The sequence below is a fragment of the Streptomyces sp. NPDC050549 genome (assembly GCF_040655035.1).
Taxonomy (GTDB): Bacteria; Actinomycetota; Actinomycetes; order Streptomycetales; family Streptomycetaceae; genus Streptomyces.
Genome location: NZ_JBFAJD010000002.1, coordinates 193,840 through 207,084, shown reverse-complemented (window position 1 = coordinate 207,084; position 13,245 = coordinate 193,840). Strand labels below are relative to the sequence as shown.

The window sequence follows — 13,245 nt, the reverse complement described above, 5'->3', positions numbered from 1 at the left end:
TTCGGCCACCCAGCCCTCCCCACATCAAATGAACCGGGTAACCTGCCCCAGTGCCGTTCGGGTACGGAGATTTCCCTGCTCAGCAATCTCAAGAACGCTGTGTCGAACTTCCGGATCAGAGCTGCCAAGCCGCACCAGGGTCGAGATCTGGTCGCTGATCTCCAAACCCTCCAGGGGGCTCAGGTCGGGAATCGTTCCCGCAGGAATAAAAACAGCTGCCGTCGTTTCGTTTCCCTCACTCAACAAAGAATCGAATTGTTGATGAATGTCAAGACCGAGCGTCGAGCACCAATCCGACCAGTCATTCAATTCCATCCCATCAGCGAAGAATCGCAGGACCATTTCAGAAGCCATTGAGTACAACTCGCCGATTTCTTCAGGAGCATCCTCAGAACGCTCCGGGTCGATTACTTCACGTAGCGCCTCAAGAACTTCCCGCATCCGATTTGGCAACGTCTCAGGGAACCACATTCCGGACCTTGTCACATCTTCGTACAGGCCTGACGGGGCCCGCCAAAAAAGGATCGGAAGCACCCTGTAGATACACATGGCTCCCGAGACGAGCACGGCATCCGTCGCAGCATCCGCAAGTAGGCGGGTCAGGGACTCGTGCGACATCTCTACGGCTTCCAAAACATCCTCCATGGAGAGTTGCTCTTGCTGCTCTTGAACTCTGGGCCGCCAATCGTAGCCCCTTCATTACCGAGAAGGGGCGTGCATCTCGCCCAGCAGACACCTGTCGACGTACCCCCCTCCACAATGTCCCATTTTCCGTCCAGAGCTTGGATTATCGACTCCTCCGCATGTCCTTCGAGTTGGACAAATATCTCTCCTGGATTCAAGGAATTGTTCTTTTTCCAACCTGTAGGCATGTACGTCTTGTTGCTCGCTACCCAGGTCTCGACCCGACTCGGATCGGCAATATTCCTGACACGCACCACTGCTGTCGTTCCACTCCAACCGGCTTCTGACTGAAGCTGGGTGGCGCGATCCATCAGTTGTTGTGCGCCAGCCTCCGTACCACCACAATTGTGTACGAGAACGGGCGTCCCGCCCGCCACCACATAGTACGTATGCAGCATCGCAACGGTCAGGTTGTGAACCGTCGCATCCAGCGCCGTCCACCGCTCCACCGCCGTGATCTGGACGTACGTGCCGGCGCTGGTGCGCAGCCACTCGCCCGCCGTGAGGTCGGTCGCGTCGATCCAGTCGCCCAGCTCGGGGACCCAGAAGGGGTGGCCGGCGGTCGCGGTGACCTGGGCGGTCTTCGTGCCCTTCTTGCCGTCGGTGTCGACGGTGACCTTGACCAGGTGCTTGACGCCCTTGCCCAGGATCTCGGCGGTGACCGTCTGCGCCACCGTCTCGCCCGTCTCCGGGTCGGTCGCCAGGACCTTGTCGCCCGCCTTGACGTCCTTGATCTTCTTGGTGGAGCCGTCGGCCATGAGGACCCGGGTGTCGGGGGTGAAGCTGTTGGCCGTGCAGCTCGCGCCTTCGGAGCCGCCGCCGCCTTCGCCGCCGCCGGAGTTGTCCTTGCCGGACCCGTCGCGCGAGCCCCCGGACTTCTCGTCCGCCTTGCCTCCGCCCTTGGAGCCCTTGGACTGGGCCTGGGCGCGTGCCTTTGTCTGGACCGGGTTGCCCTTGGCGCCCTTCGAGCCCGTGTGGGATTTCTTCCTCGCCGCCTCCGCGGCGCGTTTCGCCGCTTCTCTCGCCTTGCGTTTGGCCTCCGCTGCCGCGGCCTCCGCCGCCTTCTTCGCCTTGATCAGCGCCACCTTGGCGGCCTTGGCCGCCTTCATGCCGATCTCGGCCGCGCGCTTGGCCGCCTTGAACGCCTTGACCGCGCTCATCGTGCCCTTGAAGGCACGCCACATCTTCTTGCCCTTGGAGAAGACGCTGGTCCAGGGGATGGCGTCCATCAACAGGCTGCCGCACGCCCACAGGTCGCCCTGGGTGAAGCAGCCGACCACGTCGTTCCAGCCGATGAACTCCTTGAACACGGCCCAGCCGGTCGCCAGGATCACATCGCCGATCGAACGGCTCAGGGTCTTCTGGTAGGCGGCGATCTTCGCGTCCAGTGCCGCGATCGACGCGTCGAAACTCGACGCCGACGACGTCAACCCCGACGGATCCGCGTACGTGACCGGGTTGTTGTTCGCATACGAGTAGCCGTTCGCCTGGAGCGGGTCGCTCTCGTCCAGGACCGGGTCCGCCGAGATGAAACGGCCGGTGGCCGAGTCGTACTCCCGGGCGCCCATATGGGTCAGGCCCGTCTCCACGTCGTCGTCGCCCGTGTGGAAACCGGTGTGGGAACGCGCGGTCGTGCTCACCGCACGGTCCTCGCCCCACGGGTCCCGCTTCGTGACCCGCACGGTCATCCCGCCGTCGAGGCGGACCTCCGCCAGCGGGGTGCCGTTGAGGTCCGTCGCCTGGGCGTAGACGTGTTCGCTTGCGCCGGCCGTGTTGTCGACGCCCTCGCGGAAGCGGGTCACCGACGGGCCGCCGATGCCCGCGTACGTCCGCTCGACGTAGCGGACCTTCCCGGCCGTCGTCAGCGACACCTTCGTGTCGGGCAGGTTGAGCACCGCGCCCGCGCTCGTGCGCTCCAGCAGACGGTTGCCCATCGCGTCGTAGACGTACGTCGTCTTCGACGCGGGCTTCCACAGCTGGCCCGCCACTGTCGAGCTGCACGCGGCGAGCGTCAGGTCGGTGCCGACCGTCGATGCCGGCGCCGCCAGGCACAGGCCGGTCGAGACATGCTTGACCTGACCCGTGCTCAGCGTCTGCCAGCGCTGGGCCGCCACCGCGTTGTCGCAGGCCTGGATCAGGGCTGCCGCTCCGGCCGCCGTACCGTTCGGCTGGACGCAGCGCCCGCCCACCACCAGCTGACCGACTGTGGCGTCCTCGACGGTGCCGTCGCTGTTGGTGTCGGCGGCCTTCAGGCGCACCTGCTGCGACCTGCTGCCGTTGCAGACGTACACCTGCATCGCCGTGCCGGCCGTCGTGCTGCCGCCCGACAGGTCCATGCACAGGCCGCCGACGCCGATCCAGGCCCCCGACCCGTCGGCGCCGAAGCCGGTCACGGACTCGACCTTGCCGTCCCATGTCCAGGTCATCGTCTGCGCTGTGTCGCCGCCGGTGGAACGGGTCTCCATCTCGCCCGCGGCGTCGTAGGTCTGCGTCGAGCGGGCGGTCACCTGCGCGCCCGCCGCCGTCGTCGACGACGTGGTGTACGAGGTCAGCGTGTGCGGCTGGGCGTTCTTGGCGGTGGTGCTGGTTCCGTAGGCGTAGTCCGTGACCGTGTCGCCCTTGGTGTCGGTCGCCCCGGAGGTGAACGTCGGGTCGGCCTTGTGGACCGTCTTCTTCGTGCGGTTGCCCAGCACGTCGTAGTCGTACGACTGCCAGTAACCGTCGTTGCCGGACGAGACGTTGACCGTGTTGTCGGAGTAGACGGGCTCGGCCGTCGACTTGCCCGTGGCCACACAGGCTCCGCCGCCCGGTGTCGTCCACGCCTCCTTGAGCTGGCCGAGGGCGTCGTACGTGAAGCACTGCTGGTCGGTCGTTGTGCCCATACGGTCGGCGACCGACAGCACATTGCCCGACGCGTCGTAGGAGTACGAGCGCCTACTGACCTCGCTGCCCGGCACGACCGTCGTGTCCGTGGCGCTCTCCCGGACGAGCCTGCTGGTCGAAAGCTCGCCGGTCGACTCGTTGAACGTGTTCTCCTGCCACAGCCGGTGGCCCTGCTCACCGGTCGTGGAACGCAGCACCTGCCCGTACGGCGAGTAGGCGGCCTCCGACGAGTACCAGTCCTTGCCGGAGACCGAGGTCGGCAGGCCCGCCGCGTTGTAGCGGGTGATCACGTCCTCGGCGTCCAGACCGCCGGCCGCCGGGGCCGTGTACGTCTCCAACTGGCCGTCGTCGTTGTACTTGTACGTGTACTTGTACTGGGTGGCGAAACCGTCGGCCGTCTGCCCGGCCGTCGAGCCGGGCGGCAGCGCCACGGTCATGTCCGTGGGCTGGTAGTCGGCCGTGTAGCCGCCGATCGTCGTCGTGTACGCCTTGCCGTCCGTGTAGCGGGTCGCCGAGACGAGCTGGCCCTTTCCGCCGCTCGCGCCGTCGTAGGCGTACGTCTGCGCGAGGGTGGAGGTCGTCGAGCCCTTCGGGGTGACCTTGACCTGCTCCACGCGGTTCAGCCGCTCGTAGCCGTACGAGACGGTCTGACCGCGGGCGTCGGTCGCCTTGTCCACCCGGCCGTAGGCGTCGTAGTCGGTGTGCGTCGCGCCCGTGTCCGGGTCCGTGGTGTCCGTGACCCGGCCCAGCGCGTCGTACGTCCACGTCCGTGTGTTGCCGACGTCGTCGGTGGAGGTCACCATGTCGCCGCGCAGGTCGTAGTCGTACGTCGTGGTGATCGCGCCCGCCTCGGTCAGCGCGGTGTCGGCGAAGGTGTCCTGACGGGTCGTGCGGCCCAGCGCGTCGGTCCACACCCGGGAGGCGGGCGTGCCCTTGGGCTGGCGGACGACCGTGTAGTCGAGGGCGTACTCGTAGCGGGTGCGGCGGTCGACCGTCGGCACGGCCTTGCCGGCGTTGGTGAACGTCTCGCCCGTCTGCGGGTAGGAGTTGTGCACCGGTGTGACGGTCAGTACCCGGCCCAGGCCGTCGTACGTGTACGAGGTCGCGTTGGGGACCAGCGACTCCGAGGCGGGGACCACCAGTTCCGTGCTCGGGTCGCCCTCCATGTAGTACGCGTTGCGGGTGTAGCGGACCTGGCCGGCGCTGTTGTGGAGCGTGTCGGTGACCAGCCGGCCGCCGCCCACGGCCGGGGTCTGGGTCTGACGCTCGCGGCCCAGGCCGTCGTAGATCGTGGTGGAGGACTCGTACGTCCCGTCGCCCGCCGCGGTGTTCGGGTTGTCGGCGAGGGACCGTGTCACCACCGACACCGGCTTGTCCGGGTCGATGTTGTACGCGTACGTGACCGTCGGGTCGTCCGTGGCGGTCTGGGTGGCGTCCCAGGCGGCGACGGCGCGCCCGAGCGGGTCGTACTCGTAGGACTCGGTCCGGTTGTTGGCGTCCGTGGGCTTGAGGGTGGTACCGCGTCCGGGTTCCAGGACGGTGGTGTCGGTGAAGCCCGCGACCACGGCGCCGTCGACGACCTTGTTCCCGGTGACCGTCTCGATCTTGTAGACCTGACCGCTCGACGGCGTGTACGTCGTGGTGTTGTACACCCCGGTCGGGTCGGTGACCTTCGTGACGCGGCCGGTGGAGTCGTACTCGGTGCGCGACTCGGGGTGGGTGGTCTCCCAGCCGGTGCCGGCGCCGGTCGGCGCCTCCGTCCTGGTGACCAGGCCCTTGGCGGGTGTGGCGGTGGACGAGGTGGCGCCGTCGTAGAACATGCGCGAGGCGCTGACCAGGGTGGTGCCCGTCGAGCTGGACAGGTCCGTGGAACAGGTGCTGGTGCCGGTGGTGGCGACGGTCCGGGCGACCAGGCCGACCAGGTAGTTCGTGCCCGAGGTGTTGTGCACGTACGAGGTCGCGGTGCACGACTCGTCGCCGGAGACGGCTGTGTCGCCGTACTCCTTGACCTTCGTCGGCAGACCGTAGGTGGAGTCGTACTCGGTCTCGGAGGTCACCGTGTGCAGGGTCAGCTTGTCGGAGGCCTTGCCCGAGGCCTTGGAGATGGTCGAGGTACTGCCGAGCGTCACGCGCTCGGAGACCACGTCCGGGCCGTCGGTACGGTCGCGGGTGGCCAGGCGGACCGGGGCGTCCGGGAAGTTGACGGTGCGGGCGACCCAGCCCGTGGTGGTGTCGGCCGACGCGTCCGGGTAGGTGAGCGACTCGGCGACCATGCCGGCGTACGCCTTGCGGTCGGTGGCCAGGGTCGCGCCGGTGACGTCGGTCGTCACTACCGAGCGCTTGACGTCGTCGGAGGACTTCTCCGGAGTGTCGTCGGCGAGGACGTCGTCGTCCATGCCGCGGAAGTAGCGGGTGACGGACTTGGAGGCGGCGCTGCCGCCGACCGCGTCCGTGGTGCCGGTGGTCGTGGTCACGAGCGGGAAGCCGCGGAAGTCGTCCCAGGTGCGCTTCTTGGGGCGGGAGAACTCCGACTGGCTCTTGGCCCACAGCGCGCCGTCGACGGCGTCGTCGTAGGTCTCGTACGTGTACGTCGTCACGATGTCCTTCGCGTCGGCGAGACGCGGGAACTCGGTGATCTTGTCGACGACATACTTGTGGAACCAGGAGATCCGTTTGTCCTCCAGCTCACCGTCGGCGTGCCAGTACGCCGGGTAGCACAGGGAGTGGTTCCTGTCGGTGGTCGGGCGGCCCGAACCGGTGAGGCACTTGCCCTCGGGGTCCTTGTAGTCGACGTGGGTACGGCCGCCGTACTCGGAGACGACGTCCTGGATACGCAGTCGCGCGAACAGCGGGGACGTGTCGGAGGAGCCGTTCTTGACGCGGTTCGGCAACGCGTTCTGGTTGTGGCCGAAGGACACCGGGTTGAGGCGGTCGGTGGAGCCGTCCACCGCGTAGCCGGTACGGGTGACGGACTCCAGCCAGAGCGCGGTGTACTCACCGGTGAGGTTCCAGGGGAAGGACTGCTTCAGCCCCCAGGAGTCGACCTTCGACAGCGAGGTCGTGGTCGTCGAATCGCCGTCCAGGCCACAGGCGTTGCGCTGACCGGTCTCGTTGCCGTCGGCGTCCGAGGAGTACTCGGTCAGTGTCACGCCCTGCTCGCGCTGGGTGCAGGAGTCGACCGAGGCGAGGCGCTTGCGGGAGAAGAAGGTGGGGGCGTACGTACCGCACTTCTTTCCGGTCGCGCAGGCGAGGTCGGCGGGGGTGTCGAACCAGGGCCGGGTCCGGTCGGACTGCTTGGAGTCGAAGTTGGCGTTCGAGCACGCCACGTTCAGCGCGGGGTCCTCGAAGCAGCGCTCCCGGGTGTGACCACGTACGGCACACCGAACGGGGCTCAGGGCCAGAGCAGTTCTCTGGCCCAGCCCCGCTCCTCACGCACATAACTCAGTCGAACATGCCGCCGTAGCGCGTCCCCTTGGAAAAACTCGGCCTCGTCAGGGAAGACGCGGTACAGGGTCCAGGACGGAACCGGTGTCTGTGGCTCGCGTTGGGCGAGTTCCCAGGCTGCTTCGGAGGTTTGGGTCAGCTCGTCCAAGGACGGGAGGACTTCGCTCTGGTGGCCGGTCAGTGCTGCTGCCAGGGCTCCTGTCGAGCGGGCGTGCAGGTCCGCCCGGGATTCGGCGGGGGTTGCCGGGAGGACCGGGCCGCGCAGGCGGATCTGGCGGCCCAGGCGGGGCCAGTAGAAGGAGAGGGCGGCGTAGGCGAAGTGCGTCAACTGGTGGCCTTTGCGGCTTGTGGCGTGGGTCGCGAAGGACCAGCCTTCCTCGTCCGCGCCGTGCAGCATCACCATTCGTACGTCGGGGAGCCCCTCGTCGTCCCTCGTCGCCAGGGACATCACGTGCGGCTCGGTCTCCCCCGCCGCCACCGCCTCCGCGAACCACGTGGTGAAGAGGGCGAGGGGGGTGTCCGGTGCCGTCGTCGGGTCGAACGCCCGTAGTTCGGTCGTCTCGGGGGCCCATACCCGTAGGGACTTCAGCAGGTCGTGGAGGTCCGGTCCGGTTTCCGTTGCCATAAGTCGAGTATCACCTTTGACCGGTGCCGGGTCCGAAGTCGTATGCGGTGAAGTCCGCGACCGGGCGGTATCCGATCCGTTGGTAGAGGGCGTTGCTGGTCGGGTTCGCGAGGTCGGTGAAGAGCAGGACCTCGGCCGCGCCCGCCGCGCGCGCGGCCCGGCTGACCTCCGCCGTGGCGGCGCCGGCGTAGCCGCGGCCCCGCAGGTCCGCCGGGGTGTACACGGGGGCGACCCGGATCTGGCCGGCCACCTTCGCCGTGACTCCGGCCATCGACACCGGTGTTCCGTCGGGGGTCTCCCAGAGCGTGACGCCGCCGTAGGAGATCCGTGCGTCGGCCCATTCGGCCGAGCCGATCATGGCGCCGTGCTCGCCGATCGCCTGTACGAACTCACCGTGCCAGCGCATGAGTTGTTTGCGGTCCTTTGCCACCGCGACTCTCGGGCTGCCGGGAGGGGAAGGCGCTGGGATCGTCAACTCGCCCAAGCGGTAGAGGCGTTGGCGGACGCTGATCTCGCCTTCGGCTCCGGTTCGTCCTCGCCACGCCTCCGCGAAGGCCGTCGCCGTGTCCTGTTCGGCCATGACGCCGGGCAACTCGGTTCCCCGGTCGGCGAGTCGGGAGGCCAGTGCTTCGGCCTCGTCGGGGGTGAGGCGGGTCGACATGAGGCGGCCGGGGGGTGTGCGGAAGTAGGCGGCCGTGACAGTGCCGTCGCGTTCCAGGACGCCGAACTCGGGGTCGTCGTCGCCGTAGATGTGCCGCCCGCGTCTGCGCAGGGTGTCCGTCACCGTCAGTTGAATGGTGTGGTGTGCGGGGCGGGACTGGAGGAAGTCCCCTGCCAGGAGCAGGAACTGGTCCAGGTCCGCGGTGAGGTGCCAGGTGGGGATCGTCGTCACAGTTCTACCTCCGGGTCGGTCGCCAGGCGGCCGTGCAGATGGACGTCGCGGAAGGCGTCGCGGCGGCCCGCCTCGAACATCGCCCCGCGCAGTGTCCCCTCGGCGGGGAAGCCGCAGCGTTCGGCGATGTGGCAGGAGACGTGGTGGCCGAGGGCGTGGCCGAGTTCGAGGCGGTGCAGGCCCAGGTCGGTCAGGGCCCAGCGGGCGGCGAGGGTGAGGGCACGGATCGCGACGTGCCGGCCGCGGGCCTCGGGGAGGGTCCAGTAGCCGACGCGGGCGACGCTGATGAGGCGGTCGATGTCGTTGACGCCGATGTGTCCGAGGGTCGTGCCGTCGGCGGCGTCCATGACTCGGAACGAGGCGCTGACGCCGTCCTCGGCGCCCTCGGCGCGGGAGCGGAGCGAGTTGCGGGCTCCGGTGAGGTCCGTGATGGGGCGGAGTGGGGTGTTCCAGCGCTGGAAGTCGGGGTCGGACACTCCGCGCAGCCAGTCCGCGACATCGGTGTCGTCGTCGGGGTTCCAGGGGCGCAGCCGCAGTCCGTGGCCGTTCAGCTCGGGCAGGGGGTGCTGAACGGACCGCTCGCGTATGTGGGCCATCGCGCCATTGAACCAAGTGCCCCGTGCACCGGGTGTGTCATTTTCCCCCGGGCGGAAGCCTGAACACCGGCACTCCCTCCCGGAACACCGCCTCGACCGGCGTTCCGGCCCTCAGGGCGGCCGGGTCGGAGTCCACCAGTTCCGTCATCATGCGCGGGCCCTCCGCCAGGTCGACGACGGCGGCGACGTACGGCACCCGTCGTCCGAAGGGCGGCAGGTCGTTGCGGTGGACGACGGACCAGGTGTAGAGGGTGGCGCGGCCGCTCGCGGTCTCCCAGGTGACGTTCTCGCTCCAGCAGTGGGGGCAGAACTCGCGCGGGTAGTGGTGGGGCCGGCCGCAGTCGGCGCAGTGGCGGATCAGCAGTCTGCCCTGGCCGGCCGCGTCCCAGTAGGTCCGGGTGAACGCGTCGGGCTCGGGGAGGTCGAAGCGGAGTTCCGAGCGGGGGTCGGAGCGCGGCTCGCGGGTCATCGGAACCATCCGATCGCGTCGTCCAGCGACCACACCTGCCAGGACATCGCGAACAGGGCCACGACCGAGATGAGCGCCATCATCGCGTTCTGCCCCTGCTCCGCCCAGTCGTGGATCATGAGGGTGAAGTAGAGGACGTTGAGGAGCAGGCCTCCGACGAGGGCGACCGGGGTGAGGAGTCCCGCGACCAGGCCGAGGCCGACGGCGAGTTCGGCGTAGACGACGATGTACGCCATGGTGCGCGGGCGTGGGGCGACCATCACGTCGAAGCCCGAACGGACCGCGGTCCAGCGGTGTTCGGCGGCGACGTCGGCGGCCCAGGCGATGCCGGTGCCGCGTTCGAACCAGGCTTTCTTGTCCTTGTGCCGCCAGCTCTCCAGCCACCACAGGCCGAGTCCTATGCGGAGGACCGCGAGCCATTCCGCTCCGTCGAGCCAGATCGCATCCATGAATCTGACGGTACGTCAGAAGCTGGAGAAAGCCGAGAGGGGGCCATGAAAATCCTGTGCGCGGGCCGTGCCGCTGTGGGCCGGCCATGAATCCCGGCAGATTGTTGACGATTTCGTTCGCCGCCGATTACGTTCGCAAGCGCAAGGCCAGGAAGCGGTCCGGAAGACGCGGTCGGGAACGGTCAGGAAGACGAGAGGCAGCACGGTGAAGCACAGGGCAGTGAAGCGCAGGACGGTAGTCATGGGCATCGGCGCCACCGCCGGTGTCGCGGCGGTCGGCGGCATCGCGCTCAGCGCGAACGCGAGCGACTCGAAGTCGTCGTCGTCCTCGGACGCCCTGGTCTTCGACCCGGACGCCTACACGAAGCTCACGAAGACGATCACGGACGCCGAGGGCACGGAGCACAAGGTCGTCTACCACTTCTGGAAGGCGATCACCTACGTCGCCGAGCCGGTGGACGCCACCTACCAGTCGCTGATCGTCAGCGCCCCGGTGGAGATCGACGGCAAGGCGGTCGACGCGAGCAACGCGCCGATCCTGTTCGCCAACTCCGTCGGCGGCTACCTGCCCGCCTCCGTGGCGACCGCCACCGAGGTCGGCGGAGGCGGTTCGGCGATGGGCGGCGGCGCGGCCCCCAGCGGCGCGCCCAGCGCGTCTTCGTCCGCAGGCGCCTCCGCCCCCGGCGCCAACGGCAACACCAACGCCACCGGCGGCGCGACCTCCAGCAACCAGCTCCTCGCGCTGGCCGCCGGCTACGTCGTGATCGAGCCCGGCGCCCGCGGCCGTACCCTCAAGAACTCCAGTGGCGAGTACTACGGCACCGCCCCGGCCGCGATCGTCGACCTCAAGGCGGCCGTCCGGTACATCAGGTCCAACAAGGGCCGCATCCCCGGCAACGTCGAGCGAATCGTTTCGGCAGGCACCAGCGCGGGTGGCGCCCTCTCCTCCCTGCTGGGCGCGTCCGGCGACAGCCCGATCTACGACAAGTACCTCAAGGAGATCGGCGCGGCCGACGCCTCCGACGCGATCTTCGCGACCGGTGCCTGGTGCCCGATCACCGACCTGGAGCACGCGGACGGCGCCTACGAGTGGAACTGGGGCGCCAACGACCTCAGCACCGGCAAGCAGGTGGACCAGACGGTGTCGAAGGCGCTGCAGGCGCAGTTCGCCGAGTACCAGGCCGGCCTGAAGCTGCGCGGCCTCGGCGGCTTCGGTCCGCTCAGCGCCCGCAACCTCGACGAGTACATGGTCGAGCAGTACCTGGAGCCGTCGGCCACCACCTACCTCGCCGCCCTCTCCGACTCCGCCCGCGAGACCTATCTGAAGGCCAACACCTTCATCACCTGGTCCGGCGGCAAGGCCACCTTCACCTGGGCCGACTTCCTCACCCACGTCGGCGCCCGCAAGAAGGACACCCCGGCCTTCGACGCCTTCGACCTGTCGGCCGGCGAGAACAACGAGTTCGGCACGGGCACGACCCAGGCCCGCCACTTCACGGCGTACGGCGCGAAGAACGACTCGACGGGCCTCAGCAGCAAGCGCGTCGCGAGCGACATCCCCGCGAAGCTCGACCTGATGAACCCGATGCACCACCTGGTCGCGAAGGTGAACCCGAACCGCTCCAGGCACTGGTGGATCCGGCTCGGCACCAAGGACTCGGACACCGCGCTGACGGTCGCCGCCAACCTCGCCGCCCGCCTCGACAACCTGGGCGACGACGTGAACCACATCTACTACTGGGACGAGGGCCACGGCGCCAACACCGACCCGGGCGACTTCATCAAGTGGATCGCCCAGGTGACCGGCCACAAGGCCAAGCGCGGCAAGTAGTCCGCGAGGGCGGGGCGGGTCCCGCGACCGCGCTCACCCCGCCCCCACAACCAGAGGCTCTACGCCACCGATCCCACCCGGTCCTCCACACCCGTGATCAATCCGCAACCAATTCCGGTCTTGACCGAGACCCATCAACGTGGGACGTGATTACGCTCGCGCTCATGGCCGACTCCACAGCGTCTCCGACCCCGGCGCCGCAGAACCACGCAGACCGCCCCGTGTACGTCGTCGGCGGCGGCCCCGGCGGACTCGCCGCCGCGTACGCGCTGCGCGCGCGGGGCATCCGTGCCGTCGTACTGGAGCGGTCGGACCGGGTCGGGGCGTCCTGGCGCGGGCACTACGACCGCCTCCACCTGCACACCACTCGCCGGCTCTCGGGGCTGCCGGGCCTCGCGATCCCGCGCCGTTTCGGGCGCTGGGTCTCGCGCGACGACGTGGTGCGTTATCTGGAGAAATACGCGGAGGTCCACGAGCTGGAGATCGTCACCGGTGTCGAGGTCTCCCGCATCGAGCGCTCGGCCGACGGCACCGGCTGGCTGCTGCACGCCACCGGCGGCCGTGAGCTGACCGGCCGCGCGGTCGTCGTCGCCACCGGCACCAACCACACCCCCCGGGTGCCCGACTGGCCCGGCCGCGACACCTACACCGGCGAGCTGCTGCACGCCGCCGACTACCGCAACCCGCAGCCGTACGCGGGCCGGGACGTCCTGGTCGTCGGCGTCGGCAACACGGGTGCGGAGATCGCGGTCGACCTGGTGGAGGGCGGCGCGGCGCGCGTACGGCTCGCGGTGCGCACCACCCCGCACATCGTGCGCCGCTCGACCGCGGGCTGGGCGGCCCAGTACACGGGCATCGTCGTACGGCGGCTGCCGGTCCGTCTCGTCGACCGGCTCGCGGGGCCGATGGCCAGGCTGAGCGTGCCGGACCTGGCGGCGCAGGGGCTGGCGCGGCCCGACACGGGGCTGTACAGCCGGGTCAAGGACGGGTCGATCCCGGTGCAGGACGTCGGTCTGATCGACGCGGTGCGCAAGGGGCGGGTGGAGGTCGTGGCGGCCGTGGAGTCGTTCGAGGACGGCAAGGTGGTGCTGGCCGACGGTGAGCGGATCGAGCCGGACGCCGTCGTCGCGGCCACGGGTTACGTCCGTTCACTGGAGGGTCTGGTCGGCCATCTCGGTGTGCTGGACGCGCGCGGCAGGCCGGTCGTGCACGGCGCCCGCTCCCCGAAGGACGCGCCCGGCCTGTACTTCACCGGCTTCACCAACCCCATCAGCGGCATGCTCCGCGAGCTGGCGATCGACGCGGAGAAGATCGCGAAGGCCCTCGCCAGGTCCGTCCGCAAAAGTGCCGTGAGCTAGGACCTGTCCCGGGT

At 68.8% G+C, this 13,245-nt stretch carries 9 protein-coding genes; 2 read left to right on the top strand and 7 right to left on the bottom strand.

The features are described from left to right. Positions 1–24: 24 nt before the first annotated feature. The 7 genes from AB0I51_RS05005 to AB0I51_RS04975 form a co-directional block, all read right to left on the bottom strand. On the bottom strand, positions 25–645 hold the full coding sequence (locus AB0I51_RS05005) for a hypothetical protein (protein ID WP_362971510.1): 621 nt from the start codon (positions 643–645) through the stop codon (positions 25–27). Beyond that, entirely contained in the window at positions 621–6,893 is a 6,273-nt protein-coding gene (locus AB0I51_RS05000) for an RHS repeat-associated core domain-containing protein (RefSeq protein WP_362971508.1), read from the bottom strand. The genes AB0I51_RS05005 and AB0I51_RS05000 overlap by 25 nt, the downstream gene beginning before the upstream one ends. A 65-nt stretch (positions 6,894–6,958) precedes the next feature. Continuing rightward, positions 6,959–7,636 (bottom strand): pyridoxal 5'-phosphate synthase, encoded by a 678-nt coding sequence (locus AB0I51_RS04995; RefSeq protein WP_362971506.1) that lies wholly within the window; start codon positions 7,634–7,636, stop codon positions 6,959–6,961. 10 nt (positions 7,637–7,646) lie between these two features. Then, positions 7,647–8,528 (bottom strand): GNAT family N-acetyltransferase, encoded by an 882-nt coding sequence (locus tag AB0I51_RS04990; RefSeq protein ID WP_362971504.1) that lies wholly within the window; start codon positions 8,526–8,528, stop codon positions 7,647–7,649. Beyond that, positions 8,525–9,124 carry a GNAT family N-acetyltransferase gene (locus AB0I51_RS04985; protein WP_362971502.1) on the bottom strand — a complete coding sequence of 200 codons (600 nt, stop codon included), beginning with the start codon at positions 9,122–9,124 and terminating at the stop codon, positions 8,525–8,527. Before AB0I51_RS04985 ends, AB0I51_RS04990 begins: the two co-directional genes overlap by 4 nt. 37 nt (positions 9,125–9,161) lie before the next feature. Next, entirely contained in the window at positions 9,162–9,593 is a 432-nt protein-coding gene (locus AB0I51_RS04980; RefSeq protein WP_362971500.1) for a Zn-ribbon domain-containing OB-fold protein, read from the bottom strand. Next, complete coding sequence (locus AB0I51_RS04975) at positions 9,590–10,042, bottom strand: DoxX family protein (RefSeq protein WP_362971498.1); 453 nt, start codon at positions 10,040–10,042, stop codon at positions 9,590–9,592. Before AB0I51_RS04975 ends, AB0I51_RS04980 begins: the two co-directional genes overlap by 4 nt. Positions 10,043–10,283: 241 nt before the next feature. On the opposite strand from AB0I51_RS04975, the gene AB0I51_RS04970 reads away from it, so the two are divergent. Next, complete coding sequence (locus AB0I51_RS04970; RefSeq protein ID WP_362971496.1) at positions 10,284–11,873, top strand: subtype B tannase; 1,590 nt, start codon at positions 10,284–10,286, stop codon at positions 11,871–11,873. A 164-nt stretch (positions 11,874–12,037) separates the two neighbouring features. Beyond that, a complete protein-coding gene (locus AB0I51_RS04965; RefSeq protein WP_362971494.1) occupies positions 12,038–13,231 on the top strand; it encodes an NAD(P)/FAD-dependent oxidoreductase in 1,194 nt (397 codons plus the stop codon). The last annotated feature ends 14 nt before the right edge of the window (positions 13,232–13,245 follow it).